This window comes from Virgibacillus senegalensis (genome assembly GCF_000821245.2).
GTDB lineage: Bacteria > Bacillota > Bacilli > Bacillales > Amphibacillaceae > Sediminibacillus > Sediminibacillus senegalensis.
Map to the genome: position 1 here is coordinate 37,229 of NZ_LN611423.1, position 19,385 is coordinate 56,613.

The following is a 19,385-nucleotide window of genomic DNA, read 5'->3' on the forward strand; positions in this document are numbered from 1 at the left end:
ACGTTTTTTACTGCTTCTTTTTAAAAAAATTTGTTATGGAAGAAATTTTATAGCATGATGGGTAGGAGATAATAAGTAAACTACCAATTGAAAGGAATAGGTGAAAATGGATAAAACGTTAATCTTCGGACATAAAAACCCCGATACGGACGCGATATGCTCTGCCCTCGCATATGCTGATTTAAAAAACAAATTGGGATTTCAGACGAAACCCGTCCGGCTCGGCGAGATTTCAAATGAAACGCAATTTGCTCTTGATACATTTTCAATCCAGCCTCCCGAATTGGCTGCAGAAAAATTGGCAGAAAATCAAGACGTCATACTGGTAGATCATAATGAGCCTTCGCAAAGTATCGACAATTTAGAAGAAGGGAATATTGTTGAGGTGATTGATCATCACCGCATTTCCAACTTCTCTTCCGATCAGCCTGTCTATTTTCGGACTGAACCATTAGGATGCACAGCAACCATCCTATATAAAATCTATAAAGAACATGGGTTAGAGCCGGATGCAGCCATTGCCGGACTGATGCTCTCAGCAATCATTTCGGATACTTTATTATTTAAATCTCCAACTTCGACCGAAGTTGATCAAAAAACAGCTTCAGAACTTAGTAAACTGGCGGACGTGGATATTGAAGCATACGGCATGGAGCTGTTAAAAGCCGGAGCCGGGACAGAGAACCTCGATCCGAAAGAAATAATTTCAATTGACGCTAAATTATTCGAAATGGGAAGCGCAAACGTAGAAATCGCTCAAGTAAATGTGGTGGATACAAGCAATGTCCAATCCCGCAGTGAAGAGATAAAAAATGCTATTTCCGAAAAAATTGAAAACAACGATTTAGATTTGTTCGTATTATTGGTCACTGATATTTTGACCAGCGAATCGCTTGTAATGGTTTTAGGAGAAAAACAACACAAATTTGAACAAGCTTTTTCAACTACTTTAAAAGAGGAAATGGCTTTCCTCAGCGGGGTTGTTTCTCGTAAAAAACAGGTTGTGCCTCCACTTACTCATGCTTTTGCGGATTGAATAAGCTATGAAAGCGGCAAACGGGTATAAAGAAAGGCTAATCAATAAGCACGAGGATTTATTACGATTAATGTCTATAGGAATTTGCTTGTATTCCTTTTCAACTAAATGTAAGAAGAAGGCATCCACCAAGATGAAATGGATGCCTTCTTGTAGATTTTAAATATATATATATGCGAATTACATAAAAAAACCGTTCACACTCATGTCTGCAAAAGGAAAAAAAGTCCTCCAAAGCGAGTTGGAAGGAATAGCCTACCGTGCCATATTAAATAAGCGGCATGTTATAAAGAATACTTTTGTGAAAAAAATGCCAACTTTTATTTTACAGTGGTTGTTATATTCTTTGTACGTTATTCTTTATATAGAGTGTGTTATCCGCTAGCAATCAGATGTTCCTTTTCCCTTTAAAAAAAGTATGATTTTCCTTAATTCAAGTCAATCAATATGAAGCACTGATCATCTTTCTGGTCGTAGCTGTTCTGTTTTTCTTTTAATTCCCGTACCATTTCTTCTTTCAACTCGGGCAATGTGTTTCTTTGAGCCTTTCTTATCCGTTCCTCCATATAATTGTACCCGATAAGTTCTGATACTCCGTCCGTATAAAGCAACAATCTGGATCCCTTCGTATATCTGAGGGTTGTGGAAATGTACTCTATTCCCTCAAATGTACCAAGTGGAGGGTTCGTTGCCCCCAAGCTTTCCTGCTGCCCATGTATATTTTGGTAAATTGCTGGTGGATGACCTGAATTGATGTATTCAATGGTTTGCTGTTCCGTATCGATAAGAAGATAGATAGCAGTACAGTAATGCCAAGCATCTTCGTCATGATGAAATAAGTAATGTAAATGGCTATCCAATTCTTTCATTACAGCAGCCGGTGCCATTCCCTTTGGAATTACCTTTTGATATAAGGACTGTAAAGACATTGTTACCAGGGCGGATGATATTCCATGGCCCATGACGTCCAATAGAATCACACCATATTGGTTGGGATTGATTTGATAGAAACCATAGATATCCCCTGACAATTCCTTCGATGCCTTATAATAGGACTCAATCTGAATCCTGTCATTAGTAAAAGCATCTGGTAACGACGTTTCTTGAATTTTTTTCGCCAACTGTAACTCATTTTGATTTTGCTTATTAATTTTTAGTAGCTCGTCCTGTTTTGCTTCTAGAGCTTCCAAAGCTACTTGTTTTTTATTTAGAGCATCTTTTGCAACCTTGTTGGCGAACAACAGCTGATCTTCATAATCATTTCTTTTCTTCATTGAAATGAAGGCACAATCGATAGATGTAAGGCCACCGTTCTTATTCATTGAAGCGTTCAGCAGAATCGGTATCTCTTCTGAATGGTTCTTAGTCACCATCGAAAGATACATTTCCTCGACAAATCCCTTTTGTGTCACCAATGGGATGAAATATAATTGAAAGAACACCCTAGCTGAATTTGTTAAAGTGGCATTTATATGCTGACCGACCAATTCATCCCGTCGATACCCAAGTAGTTGCAGTAACATCTCATTAACCGAGACGATTAGCCCTTCAGCCGACAAGGTAAGAAATCCGCATGGTGCCTGGTTTATCTGTTCTTCCATTAAGTAAGACCACCTATTTTCTCTGATTGAAGCTCTTCTAGATAGTTAAAAATTAATTCAATGGTCTCGGCAGGATGGCTCATGTGTGGACAATGCCCCCTGGCTTTCATATATCGTATAGTGCTTTCAGGTAATTGCTGGTTCATATAATCACCTACTACGGTTGGTGCAATCACATCATCTGCACATTGTAATATCAAGGTTGGCAGGGTCACTTTCGGCAACTCCTTCCGGTTATCTGCAAAAAAACAGGTTTCCGCAAATTTGCGCGCTATGACAGGGTCTGTCGAACAAAAGCGATCTTCCAGTTCTTCTGCAACTTCCTGATGCTCCGCATCATTGGTAATAGTAGCCGCAAAGGTGTTCGCCCAACCGATGTAATTTTTGTCCATCATGTCTATTAACCCCAACAATTCTTCTTTTTCAAAGCCGCCAAAGTAATCAGGTGGATAGTTGAGATAGCACGGAGATGGTCCTATCATGATCAGGGAAGAAAAGTATTCAGGCTGTCGCAGGGAAGCCAACGCACCGATCATACTTCCTACCGAATGTCCGACAAAAATGACATCTTTCAAGGACAATGCAGCACAAACATCGAGTACGTCCTGTGCATAACCATTAAGCGAACTGTATTTATCTTGGTCAAATGCCTTTATATCTGATTTCCCCATACCAACATAATCGAATAGAATGACACGATAATCTTCTTCAAATGATTTTGAAACCTTGCTCCACACCGATTGATCACAGCCAAAGCCAGGCGCAAACAGGATAGTCTGACTCCCTTTCCCTTTTATCGTAACGTTATTTCGGACAATGATATTTTGATCCATAGCGGATATCCCCCTTCACCCGAAAACTTCACTGCATGGATTATCTCATAGATGGTCTAGCAATTCCTAATTATAAGGATTATGGAGAAGAATGTAATGGAAGAAAGACTGACTTTGGAGAGGTACAATTTGGCAATTTAAGAAGTTCGAAGAGGGATTCAAGTTTTTTGGATATTCTATAACATTCCATAAACTGGTATAATTAGTGTAGAAGGGAGGGAAATATTTGGAGAATATAAGAAACATAGTCCTTATCATCACCGGAACCATAGTAAGCCTAATCGAAAAACTTGTTATGATTCCGTAAAATAAAGACTAAATCTTGAGGGGGCCCGCCTCCATATAATATCCTCCAAAAAATTATGCAAAATAGAACATCTTCAACTGACTGGTTATTTTTTGTTTTGATGGCTGTTTTTTTGTTGGAAATCGACTTTAACGACATGGATGTACTTAGTTGGACAGGGAGTATCGTAGCCACTGTGTGGTTTGTATTGTTCATTGTGAAATTGTTGTTGCCCCCAAAAGAAAGAAGCATAAAACATGAGCAATGAACAAACGGATTAAGCGAAACGTTGGAAGATATAGAAAAGTTGCACCAGCTTCCTAACAAACGTGAAGAAATTCTTAATAAAACATAGATAGTAATAAAACCCCTTTTCACTTTCTCTGCGAAAAGGGGTCATTTCTATATTGTCATTTGGTCATTGCAGAACGCGCCAGGCATTCAAGAACAAAAAGCCCTGATGAAGTTTATAGTTCCATTTCGAATAGAGAAAAACGGAAGGCAAACCAATTTAGCTAATATGCACTTTTAGAGCTAACCGTCAACAATTCGTCCCCAAAAGAATAAGTACCACCATTAACTAAATGCGTACACATAGCAAAACCCCTTGATAGACAAGGGGGTGAGTGATGGAGCATAGCGGGCTCGAACCGCTGACCTCTACACTGCCAGTGTAGCGCTCTCCCAGCTGAGCTAATGCCCCGTATTTAATTAATAATTTCGTCTGACTCAGACAAGAAATATTATATAACATAAAAGCGTTGTTTTGCAAGTGGGTCACCAAAAAATGTTTTGCTATAGAACCTTGCAAACTTTATGCTCTTATATGTGACCAATCTCACGTTCTCCCTCCAAGGAAACCAGTATAATGGAGTCAAGTAATTCCCAATAAAGGAGTCTTCGTGATGAAAAAACTACTTCCAAAACAACACGGTGCCTGGGCGATGCTGATTATCCCTTTCTTTCTTGAAGCGATTGCCGGGCATTTTACCTTTTGGCATCTCCCATTGTTTTTAGGATGGTTATCTCTATATCTGACAACCCATCCTTTTATCATGGTGTTCAAAAAGAAACGGAACAATTCCCTTTATAAAAGAGGAGCGACCATATTCGGTGGAGCTGCCCTGCTGTTTTTGATTCCGGTACTTTGGATAGAATGGCGTCTGATTTTCTTCGGGCTTTCCATGCTGCCATTGTTTTTGATTAATATTTACTTTGCCAAACGGAAAAAGGAAAGAGCATTCTTCAATGATGTAGCAGCCGTGATTACCTTTTGCATCGGCGGACTTGCCAGCTATTTTCTCGGTACAGGAATAATCGATCAGACAGCGCTTGTGTTGGCTTCCTATAACTTTCTGTTCTTTTTTGGCAGTATCTTTTATGTGAAAACAATGATCAGAGAAAAGAAAAACCGGCAATTCTACTACTTATCCTGGATTTATCATCTGCTGTTGACAGCTGGCAGCTTTTTCATCGGGGGTTTCTGGCTTGCAATAGCTTATGTTCCGAGTCTTCTTAGAGCTTGGTTTATGCCTGGCAAATTGTTTTCCATCAAACAAATCGGCATCCTGGAAATCCTCAACTCGATTTTCTTTTTTACTGTTATGCTGGTAATTGTTCTTTCTTAGTAAGAAACTGCACTAACCCGGAGAGAACGGTGCCTGAAAGAAGAGCAACTAATACGTTAAGTAGAGCAACTTTCAATAAAAGAAGAGCAACTCGACTCCCAAGAAGATCAACTTCCCCCGAAAGAAGATCAAATACTGGGCAAAGTGGAGCAAATTCCCCCGAAAGAAGATCAAATTGGTTTCTTGCCACTCTACAAAGACTAAAAAAGAAGCTGCCAAAAATGGCGGCTTCTTTTTTTAGCTATTTGATCGGTAGACTGGAAGGCTGCAGCATCGGAAAGATCCTCCTGATTTAATGATTTCGGAGAATTCCACTTCGATCACCTGAAAACCAGCGTGTCTCATTTTTTCGTTAACGTCCTGGTTCTGCGGCATGCTGATCACTTTTCTGTCGCCTATGGAAAGTACGTTGGTTCCCATAGAAAATTGCTCTGCAGCCGTTACCTCGATCAGCTGATAGTATTCTTCAAGTTTTTGATAATCTTCGGGTGTAAATGCATCTGGATATACCAATGCCCAATCCGGACTAAGTATGTTAAAAGCGCAATCAAGGTGGAGAATGCCTTCATCGATTGGGAGTGGTGTCACTTGGTAATCATTCCCCAGCTTCGATTTCAGCGTCTCTACAGCCTCCATGGTCGTCCTTTTACTAATGCCGACCCAGACTTTGTCTCTGTCCACCATGACATCTCCGCCCTCGATCGATTGTAAAAAGGGATGCTGATAAGAGATGTCCTCCTTTTGCAAGGTCTGTTTTAAAGCATCGACTTCGGCTCCCCGAATTTGGGTGTTCATTTCTGATAAAAACAAATCCTCACCGATGCAAAAACCAATATCGCGTGTAAAAACTTGTTCATTGAGCTGATGCTGCGGCTCAAGACGTACTACTTCTGCTCCATGCTCTTCCAATGTGCGTGCAAATACCTCATGCTGTTCCATCGCCAAATCAACATCGATATTGCTGTTGACATAATGGCGTTGGGTTTCGTTAATAATTTCGGTTATCTCCATATATGTCGGTTTACAAACGAATAACGTTTCCAGCTTTTGATATTCCGTTGTACAACGAATCGTCTTTTCTTTTGATTTTATCGCCAAATCGGGTTACCTCCATATTCATTTTGAATAAAATTATTATCCTTTATAAGGAGATATTCCCTCTTCCTTATCCGCAAAAACTAATCGCTCGCGCCCTCACTTGTTTAAATTTTCGAACATTTTAGTGTATTTCAGTAAACTCAGTTTTTCTGTTTAATCGTTCTTTGGTAAATCGAAAGAATGATAGGATTTACAAAAAATGTATGTTTTTTAATTCGAAAGTATCCTTCTCAAAGAAGAAAAGTTTAAAAGAAGTTGTACGTGGAATTCGTAGTAGTGAAAACAAATTAAAGGAGGTAAGATAAAGATGGCAAACAATAACAAGCGTAGAAACAATAAGATGTCTCTAGAGGAAGCAGGTCAAAAAGGCGGTAACGCTGTAAGCAACAAATATGACAAAGAACACTTCCAAGAGATTGGTCAAAAGGGCGGTAACACTGTAAGCGACAAGTATGATAAAGACCACTTCCAGGAAATTGGCCAAAAAGGCGGTAACACTGTAAGCGACAAATATGACAAAGAACACTTCCAAGAGATTGGTCAAAAAGGCGGTAACACTGTAAGTGACAAGTATGACAAAGAACACTTCCAAGAGATTGGCCAAAAAGGCGGTAACACTGTAAGTGATAAATATGGTCAAGACCATTTTCAAGAGATCGGTCAAAAAGGCGGTAAGACCGTAAGTGATAAATATGGTCAAGACCATTTCCAAGAGATTGGCCAAAAAGGCGGTAACACTGTAAGCGACAAATATGACAAAGATCACTTCCAGGAAATTGGCCAAAAAGGTGGTAAAACCACTAGCGACAAATATGATCGTGAATTCTATGAAGAAATTGGCCAAAAAGGCGGTAACAGTCGCTCTAGAAACAATAATAACAACAAATAATGTTTTCAGCAACCGATATGATTAAGGCTGGTTCCATTGGGGACCAGCCTTTTTTATGGGATAAAAGGTTAAGGTTTAATCAGCACACGATCCTTTCCGGAAATATCGACCTGATATGTTTTTCCATCCGTCCGGATGACAATATCCCCTGTCTTGGCGGTCGAATATATTGTGGCTCCTACCAGTTGCAGGTAATCGATGACCCGGTCGACAGGGTGGCCAAAAGCGTTATCTTTGCTATACGATAAAATCGCAGTTTCCGGACGTACCTCCCGGATGAAATCAAACGATGTGCTGGTTCCGCTCCCATGGTGTGCAACCTTCAATATTTCCGCTTCGAGCTGTTTTGCATCAAGGATTTTTTGTTCCTGGTTGGTTTCTACATCTGCCATCAGCAAAAAATCAATTTGACCATATTTTAATGACAGTGCAATCGATGACTGATTATTTGTTTTGAAGGCATTTTGGGTATTCAAGACACGGACTGTGAGCTTTGGGTCGATGACAATATTCTCTTCTCCTGCTGCAATCGTCACCGGGATTTTTTGTTTCTGGATTTGATGGAGATAATGAAAATAAGTGGTGGTCGTATAAAGCTTGCCACTATCGATCAAGTGCTTGACGTTAAATTCACGCAGCACCTGAACAAGCCCGCCTATATGATCGATATCCGGATGGGTAGCCACCACCAGGTCAAGGGATTCAATGCCCTTTTCTCTCAAATATGCAGTCACTTTTTCTGCTGCAGACGGCGGTCCCCCGTCCACAAGCATTTTCCTTCCATTTGGCGCTTCCACCAGGATGCTGTCCCCCTGACCAACGTCAATAAAATGCACTTTCAACTCCTGTATGGAATCATGGCGGCTGGCTGCATTTAATGCCGCAGGGAGGAGTAACGGAAAAATACATAGTGCAAAAATAGCAGCAATCAGCCTAACCATATCCAAGCCTCCCTCATCATCATGGGTTATTCTTAGAATTAGAAATAACGGCTTGTTTTATGCGAGTAACAAGGCTCGGGGTTAAGTAAAACTAACACAAAATCGCAGAAGAAAAAAGGTTTTTTGTTTCCGAATATGTAAAATGGCCGGCCCCTAGCGTGGGACCAGCCAATATCTATTTAAGCTTAAACTTTTGTGACATTAATTTCATTATCGACAAACTCAACCTTGATTTCTTTCACATCTTCTTCATCCAACACGAGGTCGGTGATGCCATCCTCGACTTTTTCCTGGATAACCCGACGTAGCGGTCTTGCACCAAAGCGTGGATCATATCCTTTGTCGGCAAGGTGTTTTTTCGCCTCGTCTGTCACAGTAACCGTCAAGCCTTCCTCTTGCAAGGTTTCCGCTAGTTCATCGATCATCAAGTCGACGATTTGAACCAGATCAGCTTCTTGCAATTCGTTGAACGGAATGATTGCATCGAATCGGTTCAAGAATTCCGGCTTAAAGTACGTACCGAGTTTTTCCAGCGTCGAGACAGCTTCGTTTGCTGTGTTGGTAAATCCGACAGAGATTTGCTTGTCACCAGTACCGGCATTACTTGTCATGATAATGACGGTTTCTTTAAAGCTTACCCTGCGCCCATGGCTATCGGTCAGATGACCGTCTTCCATGATTTGCAGGAACATGTTCTGCACGTCTGGATGGGCTTTTTCAATTTCATCCAGCAAGATCAGGCTGTACGGATTACGGCGTACCCGTTCCGTCAGTTGCCCTGCCTCCTCATGGCCGACGTAGCCTGGAGGCGAACCGATGATTTTGGACACGGAGTGTTTCTCCATGTACTCACTCATATCAAGACGGATCAGCGATTCTTTTGTGCCGAACAATTCTTCGGCTAACGCCTTGGTCAGTTCTGTTTTCCCAACCCCTGTCGGGCCAACAAACAAAAAGGAACCGATCGGACGATGTTTTGATTTCAAACCGGCGCGGCTGCGACGCACGGCTTTGGCCACTTTTTCAACGGCAACCTCTTGTCCAATGACTTTTTCTGAAAGATTTTTCGCAAGATATTTCATTTTCTTCTGTTCATCCGATTGAATTTTACGAACCGGAATACCGGTTTTTTCTTCGACAAGCAGTTGAATGTCCTCCACTGTAACCTCTGCAGCAGGTGCATCCGTTGCTTCTTCCAGTTGTTTTTCCAGCTTGATTTCCTGATGTCTTAAGTTGGCAGCACGTTCATAGTCTTCTTTTTCCGCTGCCTCCATTTTTTCTTCATGAAGTTCATCCAAGCGTTTTTGGATGGCATCCTTATCGGATTGGGAATTGGCAAGATTTAATCGAGCTCCTGCTTCATCCATCAAGTCGATCGCTTTGTCCGGCAGGAAGCGATCCTGAAGGTAACGCTGTGACAAGGTTACCGCGCCACGGATGGCTTCGTCTGAATAACTTACTTGATGGTAGCTTTCATATCTCTCCTGTAGTCCTTGCAGGATTTGCACTGCTTCATCGACGCTCGGCTCTTTTACAATGATTGGCTGGAAACGGCGTTCCAGTGCTGCGTCTTTTTCGATTTTGCGGTACTCCTTCAATGTCGTTGCACCGACCAGCTGCAGTTCTCCTCTAGCCAATGCCGGCTTCAGGATGTTACCTGCATCCATCTGGGAGCTTTCCGCCGTACCTGCACCGACTAGCTGATGCACTTCATCGACGAACAAGATAACATTTTTTCGATTTTGCAGTTCAGATACAAGCTGTTTCATCCGTTCTTCGAATTGGCCTCTGATACCTGTATTGGCTACCAGAGAAGCAACGTCCAGCAGATAAATTTCTTTGTTCATCAATTTAGCTGGAACATCGCCTTCAGCGATTTTCAAGGCAAGCCCTTCCGCAATCGCCGTTTTACCTACACCAGGTTCCCCGATAAGAACCGGATTGTTCTTGTTCCTTCTATTTAATGTCTCAATTACACGTTTCACTTCGTTTTGACGTCCTATGACCGGATCGATCAATCCTGCTTTCGCAGCATGTGTGAGGTTTCTTCCAAGCTCGTCGAGCAAACCGCCGCCTTTTCCGCCGTTAGCTTGCTGTTGTTGGGCCTGTCCGCCTCCTTGCTGGAACCCTTCAAACGGAGAAGCTCCCCCGCCAAAGAATTGATTGAAGTCCATACCGCCTTGATTGAAAAAGCCGGATGGATTTTTTGCACTATTTTTTATTTCTTGAAAGCAAGTTTCGCATAAATTCATTTGTTGTGTTTGATTATTAAAACGAAGGTTTACATTAATGGTTGCTTCACGAACACCGCAATTTTGGCATTGCATATTCGCTTTCCCTCCTTCAAATAGATAAGGTAAGTAGTTCGGTCTTTGACTTTGACTATCTTTGACCTTAACTTTATTATAGTTTGACTTTCTTTGACTTTCAACCCCTAAATTAGAATTTTTTTAAATAAGCTATGATTTTCTTGATTTAGCTGTTCCAGGGTTGAGGGACATAAATCCTGTCACCATCTACTTTACCCGTAATTTTATTCCTTTAATCAAAAATGGTCAAATTTGTTGCTTTATTCTCAATTAATACTGTTTGGAAATATTGATAGGGTGTGCGTGTATCATGTTTTTTAATGGTAAAAGTCTGAAATAGAGGCCGATTCAAGAGTGGAGGCTATTTTAGGCTATATGGTTTGAGGGCTTTTTTTTCATAGACCGGCTGATCTGTTCTGGATGCTTGCAATAACAAAAAGCGGATCATGCTGGATGCGGCCAGGATTTTTAATCCGTTTACCAGCCATAAGAAAAAGCCATTCCGTAAATGGAATGGCTCTGATCATGTAATAAACAGCAACTATAATTGCGAATAGAGTAAACAAACGGGACATTGTCTCCCAAGAACAGCTATTCCTGGATAGAGTCATGGACAGAATTATCGATGGACGAGTGTTCCTCCGCTTCCGTGTTCGGGATTTCCTGCTGAAGAGGGCCAATCACCTTGAACGGGACCATAATCAAAATTGAAGCCAGCAGCACAACCCAGCCAAGTTCTCGTAAGATCTTCAATCTGTTCTCCTCCTATTAGAATAGCTCTTCGTTTGTACCTAGCATAACATATCCTGCTAGATTCGCAAATAACCCTTTACCACGCTAAAACATTGGGGGACAGTCCCCATTTTTATCCGGGGACTGTCCCTGATGGTAAGGAGGGACTGTCCCCTCCTGGTTATTTGTTGGCTGCTTTTTCTTTTTGGCGCAGCTCGATTCTTCTTATTTTACCTGATGAGGTTTTTGGAAGTTCTTCGATGAATTCTATTTTTCTCGGATACTTGTAAGGGGCTGTCCATTTTTTCGCGAAGTCCTGCAGTTCCTTCACAAGCCCTTCCGAATCTTTATCAACATTCGGCTGCAGCACGACAAATGCTTTGACGACGTTCCCTCTGTCTGGATCGGGACTGCCTACAACAGCACATTCTTTCACCGCTTTATGCTTGATCAACGCATCCTCCACCTCAAACGGTCCAATCGTATAACCAGAGCTAATGATGATGTCATCACTGCGTCCCTCGAACCAGTAATAGCCGTCTTCATCCTTCGATGCCTGGTCACCGGTGACATAGTAATTGCCGCGCAACGATTTTTTCGTTCGTTCCGGATCTTTATAGTACTCCTTGAACAAGGCAGGTGTATCAAGCGGAATGGCTATATCTCCAACTTGTCCAGGTTTTACTGGGTTTCCGTCTTCGTCAATCAGTTCGACTTCATTTCCTGGTGTCGGCTTGCCCATTGATCCTGGTTTCACTTCCATCCCTTTAAGGAATCCTAATAACAGCGTGTTTTCTGTCTGTCCGTAACCATCCCGCACGGTGATGTCGAAATAGTTTCTGAACGTATCGATTACTTCACGGTTCAAAGGTTCTCCCGCCGAAACTGCACTGTGCAGATTGGTCAGCGAATAACTGTCCAGGTTATCGAGCTTTGCCATCAATCGGTATTCCGTAGGTGTACAGCAAAGGACGTTTACTTGATGCTTTTCTAATAAGGATAAATACTTTTGTGCATCGAATTTTCCGTTATAGACTAGTCCGGTTGCGCCGGAACCCAGTACGGACAATAGTGGACTCCACACCCATTTTTGCCAGCCCGGAGCTGCCGTAGCCCAAACAACATCCCCATCTTCGATTGCCAGCCAGTTTTCTGCCGCCGTCTTCAAATGGGCGAATCCCCAGCCATGTGTATGAACTACCCCTTTTGGATTCCCGGTCGTTCCTGAAGTATATGGTAGGAAAGCGATATCGTCCCTGCTTGTTTCCGCCATTTCCAGTTGATCCGAAGCTTGTTCTTTCAACTGGTCCAGATGATGCCACCCTTCCACCTTATTGCCGACGGAAAACTTGGTCAATTGTTCATATTCGGCAATGCCTTTAAATTGTTCGACAAACGGATAATAACTGATAATTCCAGCCACTTCTCCATGAGTCACTCGATACTGTAAATCTTTTGTCCGCAGCATTTCTGAACTAGGAATGATAATAACGCCGGTTTTTAAAGCTGCCATATATACCTGGTATGACTCGATCAACCGGGGCATCATCACCAATACCTTGTCCCCTTTTTTCAGTCCGTTGCTCAAAAAGACATTCCCGATCCTGTTAACATTGGCGAGCAGCTCTTGGTAGGTGATTTCTACCTGGTTTCCTTCATTGTCTTCGTAAATCAATGCTTTCCGTTCCGGTCCGCTGGCATATTTCTCTATCTCCATCGCAATGTTGTAATCTTCCGGAGCAATTAGTTCTTTCTTATCCATGCGTTCATCCCTCATTCCATTTTAGTATCAGGTATTAATTTCTAGTCATTATATCAATTACTATAGTCTATGAAAAGTAAGATAACTTATAAAAACTTTATGGAATCGCTGTCAAAAATATGATAAAATATGGTGCCAGTCAGCATTAAGGGGGAATGAACAGGAAAAAAAGGTAGGTATAAATCCCGTTTTGACAGGTCGTTACGTAGGCATTTGGTAAGAATTATTTTTTTTGATGGTTAACAAGTTTTAACAGGGAAAAATCGGTGAATTATTGTAGCAAAATCAAGTTTTCGGTGAGACGGAAAATCCCTTTCGGACCGGCCAGACTGTTGAACTTGATTCCAAAATTTTTAAGATAGGTGCGTGATGATCATGAAGTTTCGCCTGCTTCTTCTCTTACTACTTTCCGTCGCTTTGACCGCCTGTTCTACCATACAGTCACAAGAAAAGTCACCGGGAACTCAAGGGATACACAACAAGGCATACCCTGATGTAGAACAAATACTGAAAAAAGATGCGGATGCCGACATCTTTCAGTGGAAAAAACGGATTTATAAAACCAACTTGAAGTCACTCGAGTCTTTGAATGTAACCAAAGAAAAACAAATTGGTACAATTGAAGCTACCTTTGAAGATGGCGACGAATTCATCGATAACATGGCGACAAAACTCCCTGCAGGCACCGCGATTTATTCAACCGATAAAGAAAATATACTCATTGCCGAACATAACGGAGAAAACAAACGTTACCTGGCTATGATTGAAGATTGATAATTTCAAGGGACAGCCCCCATTTTGAGCGGGGCTGTCCCTTTTTGCTATTTGGCCAGGATCGAGAAGCAGACGGGTCAGGAATCAAGGGGGTCAATCAAGGGGGTCAGTCCCCTATTCATGTTAGGGACAGACCCTCCTATGCTTTGGGGTCAGTCCCTCCTGTCGGTTTGGGGTCTGTCCCCAATCATAGTAAAGCCTGTTCCGACGCGGGTTTGGGATTGTTTCCTTTCAAGGGGGACAGTCCCCTAACAGGGTCGGGGACTGTCCCTAAGCCCATTTAGGGACTGACCCCGATGCCTTCCGGGGACTGTCCCCGAAATGTAACCGGAATTTGTTCAAATGGTTTTCTTGATTGGTGAGGTGGGTAATGCTTGTTTATTTATGGTATGCTAGGTACAAATATGAAGGAGGGATTGCCATGAATAGGGAAACTGTTACCTTGATGGTGAATAAGAAGACAATTGACTTGAAGCCCCAGCAAATGGTGTTATACCGTTCTTGCAAGATTATCGAAGCGGTCGATGAATCCGAAACATATTATTACTTATATATGTATAAAGACAAACCGCTCAACGGCGTACGGGCAACACAAATCAAGCTCGGATCGTTTCTCCACCGCGCACTCGCCAATGGAATCAGCTTCTCCGGGACACACCCGCTAACCAAGCTTGTACTGTCTGACCATCCTTCATTCCGCTCGATCAGCTTTAACCAACTTTACAAAAAAACAGCCGCCAGCCACTCGCCTTTGGATACCGCCTATATCCTCACCCTATTTGACAGCTTCACTGCAAACGAAGCCATCCATAAACTGCTCAAAAATACGTACTACAACTACCGCCGTAACGGCCAAATGCTGTTAGCCTATAAAACACTCAATGTTTTTGCTGATTTCGCACCTATGGACACTTTTACACGTGACATGCAAGGACAATTGGACTTTCAAAAATATCAGCAACGCTACGCCGACATGAAAAAAATAGCCGTTTCAGACCCGCAGCACTTCGAGAGAGTCAGCTTCGACCGATTGACCGAACCAGATATCAGCCGTTTGTTAATAAACAATCTGCACGAGCATGGCCGATTTATCGATGAAATTGCCGTCCGTCTACATCTGCTCACAATCGGAGCTTCAGTTGAAGATTCCACCTTCTTTGAATTAATCGAACAACACTTCGGCCAGGAACAACAATTGCAATTTTACCGGGAACTCTCTTACTCTGCCGACCTGCCTGAATCCTTGTCCAACCAGCTTCTCAAAAGGCTTTTAAAGCACCAGCAAACAGACGCTGTAGTCCAGCTTCTGGCGTTAAACAACATCCAACCACCAGCCAATCAAAAACAAGCCGTCGTCGATTGTTTTGCAAAAGCCAATCTATCGACATTCCCGCCCCTGTTCAGCCGCCTGAACCATACTCTGCTCCATTTGTTTTCCGAACAGCCGCAGTTACTCGAACCAATTGTCATTCGCTGCATTTCAGCATTCTTTCAGGATTACACACTCGATTCCCTTAAACAGTGGCTCTCGCCATTCCAACAAAAAGGCATTCATCTGCCAATTGAACAAAAACTGAACAAAATGCAGAAGCTGGAAGAGGATCCCGAACAACAAGGGACACTTGGCGAGCTGTACTTATACTTTCATCAGCCGGAAAAATCAATTGATTGCTTTAAATGGGAAATGGAATTAAAACCCGAAGATCCGAAACCGGTACAATTGCTATCGAAAGTATATCTAAGCTTAGGCAACAAAGATGAAGCAGCTGTTTACCAGCAGCTATACCTGCAAATGCAGCGCTGAACCCATGCTTTTCAGCTTTCGATGCTTCGCCAAAGGGTCAAAGAAGCATAGCTTTGAAAAGGTGTCCATCCGTCACAAAGGTTTGTAATTTCCGGTATCGTCGGCTTTCTGTCCATATCAAAATAAAACTTAAGGGCATTTTGTATTCCTATATCGGCCTTGGGCAGCAAATCATCGCGTCCGAGGCCGAACAACAGCCAGTTCTCTGCTGTCCAGGGACCGATCCCTCTGATCTTCACCAAGGTATCTATGATCTCTTTGTCCGGCTTGTCGGCAAGTGACACCAAGTCGATTTCTCCTTCAACGATTTTTCTCGACGTATCAATCACATATTCCGCTTTCCGCTGGCTGAACTGCATCTTTCGCAAATCATCATACGAGAGCCTGGCGATATCCTCCGGTTCCGGGTAAAACCAGACGCCATCCATAAAAAATCCATACGCTTCGACGAACCTGGTGCTAAGCGTATAAGCAAATTTCATATTCAACTGCTGATGGATAATCCCTTTCATGAGGGAAAAATACAAATCAAAATCCCGGACAATCGGTGTACCCGGATGGGCATAAAAAAGCTGTTGTAAATTTGTTCCGATGAAATGCTCGCTGACCACAGTCAGATCCTTTTCCCACTGAAATAAATCAGACATCTTTTTTAATAATTCTTTCCGATAGTCAACGCTGTCAGCCGCTATTTCGAACACCGGATGCGGGGTACTTCCCTTCGCTTCTACAGTTACCTTATGCCGTTCACCGTCTCCAGACTTTATGGGAATGGCTACACGGCGCTGGTCGCGGTCGACATTAATCAGTGGATCCATTTCTAAACGTTTCAACGTATAATCGAAATCATAAATCGTATCCAGTTTGACGGTTTCTTTCCACATTTCGTTCCCTCCTTTTTCCGGTTATTCTGATGCTGCAAGCTCTACCTTTATCCGATCCGGGTCCTCGAAAAACACGGCATAATGGTTCTCCCCGCCGGCAAATGGATGCCTGTCCAGGTAAAGAATCGGCACGTGACGCTGTTTCAGCTTTTCTGTCATGTGATCGACTTGCTCCCGTGAGGCGGCATGAAAGGCTAAATGGTTCAAACCTACCCTGCTGCGATGATAGCCCACATCCAGGAAACGTTCCTGCGTCTGCACGAACACTAGATAGGCTTCGTTTTTCCTGTAACTAAAACCCTTTTCCCACTCCTGATAAAGGCTATATTCCAATTCCTCCAACAGCCAGCCCCAAAACTCATGGCTCGCTTTCAAGTCTGATACGTTTATTTCGATGTGATGAAGCACGCATGTCACCCGCCTATCCTTTGTTTTCTCTTTTATTATAATAAAAAAGCGACCGGACATCAGGTTTTTCTGGTTCACTGTCAAATGTGGTGGTGTGATTTTTCTTCCATCCTCTCTTTATCGAAAGGCTCATTCTAAAAACAGCTATTTTACTCAGACCGCAGAGGAAACAAACTCGCTTTCCGCGGACGAACGCCCGAGCCTCCTCGCAAAGTCCGCTGTGGGGTCTCGGCCGCCCGTTTTTCCGCAGGAGTCTCTTATCTCCTCTGCTACGCTATTGCGCTCTACAGAGCCTTTTTAACCGCTTGCTGCCATGAAGTTTCATGCTTAAATGTTCAAAGTCTTTGATTCTAAAGGAATCTCGTTTTAAAACCTTTATCGTATTGTTTATTCCCTCGATATACCATTATGAAATGGATACATGAATGACTGTAAAATCTCTTGTTTCCAACGCATGAACGTTTTTCTTACACGGCGAAATGCCTCTATGTTTGAAGCACGCATCCGTTTAAACATTCTTCCAGCCCTTTTCCGGCTGTCTTCTCATCACTTGTCTTAAACCATTGTTTTCTCTTTACAGAACGGGCACTTTTGTTGCCTTTGTCTTGTGTAAAGCTCTACTCTTAAGGCGCTTCCTTCTTCCTCTATATTCCATACATCTACTTGTTTATCTTTAATCCCCAGTAATTCCATAATATAACGTTGCACTCATATCCCTCTCTTTTTCCTTTGGTGTCAGCAACTTTAGGGTAACAAAGAGAGAGGGAATGAGTGTATTTTTTTTGCACACTGCAGGTACACCCATCACAACAGGGGACACCACCACATTCAGTATAGAGCCGTTTTTCTTTCCATCATCCAGCCAAAAGAAAAACCGCCCTCCAAAGGGAGAGGCGGAAAAATTTTTTACAATTGATAGAACGGACGTGGAAGCATATCTTTCATGACTAAATCATCCAGACTTTTGAAGGTGTAGCCTTGCTTGCGCATGTCATCAATCATATACTCCAACGCTTCTGCATTATCTTCTGAAACCGTATGAAGCAGGATAACGGCACCAGGATGGACTTGATTAATCACCTGCTGGTAAGCTGATCGCCAGCCCTTCTGACTGTTCGTATTCCAATCAACGAATGCGAGGGACCAAAACATATGGATATATCCAAGTTCATTTGCCCATTTAATCGACTGTTCCGTAAATGTACCCTTTGGCGGGCGGACATACTGCATCTTTTTTTGGTCGCTGATTTTCGCGACAGCTGATTCGAGTCTGTCCAGTTCCTCTTTCATCTTCTGCTTCGATAGCTTGGTGAAATCGGGATGATGGTAGGAATGGTTTCCGACAATATGGCCTTCGTTCACCATCCGTTTTACCAGCTCCGGACTGCTGTCTACATAATGCCCTGTCACAAAAAAAGTAGCAGGAACATNAGAATCGGCACGTGACGCTGTTTCAGCTTTTCTGTCATGTGATCGACTTGCTCCCGTGAGGCGGCATGAAAGGCTAAATGGTTCAAACCTACCCTGCTGCGATGATAGCCCACATCCAGGAAACGTTCCTGCGTCTGCACGAACACTAGATAGGCTTCGTTTTTCCTGTAACTAAAACCCTTTTCCCACTCCTGATAAAGGCTATATTCCAATTCCTCCAACAGCCAGCCCCAAAACTCATGGCTCGCTTTCAAGTCTGATACGTTTATTTCGATGTGATGAAGCACGCATGTCACCCGCCTATCCTTTGTTTTCTCTTTTATTATAATAAAAAAGCGACCGGACATCAGGTTTTTCTGGTTCACTGTCAAATGTGGTGGTGTGATTTTTCTTCCATCCTCTCTTTATCGAAAGGCTCATTCTAAAAACAGCTATTTTACTCAGACCGCAGAGGAAACAAACTCGCTTTCCGCGGACGAACGCCCGAGCCTCCTCGCAAAGTCCGCTGTGGGGTCTCGGCCGCCCGTTTTTCCGCAGGAGTCTCTTATCTCCTCTGCTACGCTATTGCGCTCTACAGAGCCTTTTTAACCGCTTGCTGCCATGAAGTTTCATGCTTAAATGTTCAAAGTCTTTGATTCTAAAGGAATCTCGTTTTAAAACCTTTATCGTATTGTTTATTCCCTCGATATACCATTATGAAATGGATACATGAATGACTGTAAAATCTCTTGTTTCCAACGCATGAACGTTTTTCTTACACGGCGAAATGCCTCTATGTTTGAAGCACGCATCCGTTTAAACATTCTTCCAGCCCTTTTCCGGCTGTCTTCTCATCACTTGTCTTAAACCATTGTTTTCTCTTTACAGAACGGGCACTTTTGTTGCCTTTGTCTTGTGTAAAGCTCTACTCTTAAGGCGCTTCCTTCTTCCTCTATATTCCATACATCTACTTGTTTATCTTTAATCCCC

The 19,385-nt window shown here is 42.6% G+C and carries 17 protein-coding genes, 1 tRNA gene and 2 pseudogenes; 5 read left to right on the forward strand and 15 right to left on the reverse strand.

The window, feature by feature from the left end:
• The first annotated feature begins 106 nt into the window (after window positions 1-106).
• Window positions 107-1,036 (forward strand): manganese-dependent inorganic pyrophosphatase, encoded by a 930-nt coding sequence (locus BN1067_RS01550; protein WP_053217177.1) that lies wholly within the window; start codon window positions 107-109, stop codon window positions 1,034-1,036.
• Window positions 1,037-1,464: 428 nt separating this feature from the next.
• Here the strand turns inward: BN1067_RS01550 and BN1067_RS01555 are convergent, their stop codons facing one another.
• The 3 genes from BN1067_RS01555 to BN1067_RS01570 all read right to left on the reverse strand — a co-directional run bounded on the left by BN1067_RS01555 (window position 1,465) and on the right by BN1067_RS01570 (window position 4,459).
• Window positions 1,465-2,637, reverse strand: coding sequence for a SpoIIE family protein phosphatase (locus BN1067_RS01555; protein ID WP_053217178.1), 1,173 nt, complete (start codon window positions 2,635-2,637; stop codon window positions 1,465-1,467).
• A complete protein-coding gene (locus BN1067_RS01560; RefSeq protein WP_053217179.1) occupies window positions 2,637-3,470 on the reverse strand; it encodes an alpha/beta fold hydrolase in 834 nt (277 codons plus the stop codon). Before BN1067_RS01560 ends, BN1067_RS01555 begins: the two co-directional genes overlap by 1 nt.
• 916 nt (window positions 3,471-4,386) lie before the next feature.
• Window positions 4,387-4,459: transfer RNA gene (locus BN1067_RS01570), tRNA-Ala, on the reverse strand.
• Between the two features lie 202 nt (window positions 4,460-4,661).
• On the opposite strand from BN1067_RS01570, the gene BN1067_RS01575 reads away from it, so the two are divergent.
• A complete protein-coding gene (locus BN1067_RS01575) occupies window positions 4,662-5,384 on the forward strand; it encodes a YwiC-like family protein (protein WP_053217181.1) in 723 nt (240 codons plus the stop codon).
• 237 nt (window positions 5,385-5,621) lie between these two features.
• On the opposite strand, the gene BN1067_RS01580 is transcribed toward BN1067_RS01575, so the two are convergent.
• Window positions 5,622-6,482, reverse strand: coding sequence for a dimethylarginine dimethylaminohydrolase family protein (locus tag BN1067_RS01580; protein WP_110943252.1), 861 nt, complete (start codon window positions 6,480-6,482; stop codon window positions 5,622-5,624).
• 307 nt (window positions 6,483-6,789) lie between these two features.
• On the opposite strand from BN1067_RS01580, the gene BN1067_RS01585 reads away from it, so the two are divergent.
• On the forward strand, window positions 6,790-7,371 hold the full coding sequence (locus BN1067_RS01585) for a general stress protein (protein ID WP_110943253.1): 582 nt from the start codon (window positions 6,790-6,792) through the stop codon (window positions 7,369-7,371).
• Window positions 7,372-7,439: 68 nt separating this feature from the next.
• On the opposite strand, the gene BN1067_RS01590 is transcribed toward BN1067_RS01585, so the two are convergent.
• From BN1067_RS01590 to mbcS, 4 genes are all read right to left on the reverse strand, one after another.
• On the reverse strand, window positions 7,440-8,312 hold the full coding sequence (locus tag BN1067_RS01590; RefSeq protein WP_053217182.1) for a ComEC/Rec2 family competence protein: 873 nt from the start codon (window positions 8,310-8,312) through the stop codon (window positions 7,440-7,442).
• 185 nt (window positions 8,313-8,497) lie between these two features.
• Window positions 8,498-10,639 carry an ATP-dependent Clp protease ATP-binding subunit gene (locus BN1067_RS01595; RefSeq protein ID WP_053217183.1) on the reverse strand — a complete coding sequence of 714 codons (2,142 nt, stop codon included), beginning with the start codon at window positions 10,637-10,639 and terminating at the stop codon, window positions 8,498-8,500.
• A 573-nt stretch (window positions 10,640-11,212) separates the two neighbouring features.
• Window positions 11,213-11,374, reverse strand: a complete 162-nt coding sequence (locus BN1067_RS19700) for a hypothetical protein (RefSeq protein ID WP_199868447.1) — start codon at window positions 11,372-11,374, stop codon at window positions 11,213-11,215.
• Between the two features lie 160 nt (window positions 11,375-11,534).
• Entirely contained in the window at window positions 11,535-13,115 is a 1,581-nt protein-coding gene (gene mbcS, locus BN1067_RS01605; RefSeq protein ID WP_053217185.1) for an acyl-CoA synthetase MbcS, read from the reverse strand.
• Window positions 13,116-13,490: 375 nt separating this feature from the next.
• Between mbcS and BN1067_RS01610 the strand changes: the two genes are divergently transcribed.
• Together BN1067_RS01610 and BN1067_RS01615 are read left to right on the forward strand one after the other, a co-directional pair.
• Complete coding sequence (locus BN1067_RS01610) at window positions 13,491-13,889, forward strand: hypothetical protein (protein WP_053217186.1); 399 nt, start codon at window positions 13,491-13,493, stop codon at window positions 13,887-13,889.
• 421 nt (window positions 13,890-14,310) lie between these two features.
• Window positions 14,311-15,693 (forward strand): tetratricopeptide repeat protein, encoded by a 1,383-nt coding sequence (locus BN1067_RS01615; RefSeq protein WP_053217187.1) that lies wholly within the window; start codon window positions 14,311-14,313, stop codon window positions 15,691-15,693.
• Window positions 15,694-15,704: 11 nt separating this feature from the next.
• Here BN1067_RS01615 and BN1067_RS01620 read toward each other — a convergent pair whose 3' ends face one another.
• From BN1067_RS01620 to BN1067_RS20560, 7 genes and pseudogenes are all read right to left on the reverse strand, one after another.
• The gene (locus tag BN1067_RS01620) at window positions 15,705-16,577 is read right to left on the reverse strand and encodes a DNA-3-methyladenine glycosylase family protein (protein ID WP_053217188.1); all 873 of its coding nucleotides are present in this window, start codon (window positions 16,575-16,577) and stop codon (window positions 15,705-15,707) included.
• Between the two features lie 21 nt (window positions 16,578-16,598).
• Entirely contained in the window at window positions 16,599-17,045 is a 447-nt protein-coding gene (locus BN1067_RS01625) for a VOC family protein (protein WP_053217196.1), read from the reverse strand.
• 327 nt (window positions 17,046-17,372) lie between these two features.
• Window positions 17,373-17,501: a transposase gene (locus BN1067_RS20555; protein ID WP_110943254.1), complete on the reverse strand. Its 129-nt coding sequence runs from the start codon at window positions 17,499-17,501 to the stop codon at window positions 17,373-17,375.
• A 39-nt stretch (window positions 17,502-17,540) separates the two neighbouring features.
• Window positions 17,541-17,693, reverse strand: coding sequence for a hypothetical protein (locus BN1067_RS19705; protein WP_199868448.1), 153 nt, complete (start codon window positions 17,691-17,693; stop codon window positions 17,541-17,543).
• A gap of 198 nt (window positions 17,694-17,891) precedes the next feature.
• Window positions 17,892-18,422, reverse strand: a pseudogene (locus BN1067_RS01635) (polysaccharide deacetylase family protein); the annotation flags it as partial.
• Window positions 18,419-18,763, reverse strand: a pseudogene (locus BN1067_RS01640) (hypothetical protein); the annotation flags it as partial. The pseudogenes BN1067_RS01635 and BN1067_RS01640, both read right to left, overlap by 4 nt.
• Window positions 18,764-19,090: 327 nt before the next feature.
• The gene (locus BN1067_RS20560) at window positions 19,091-19,219 is read right to left on the reverse strand and encodes a transposase (RefSeq protein WP_110943254.1); all 129 of its coding nucleotides are present in this window, start codon (window positions 19,217-19,219) and stop codon (window positions 19,091-19,093) included.
• Window positions 19,220-19,385 lie beyond the last annotated feature (166 nt).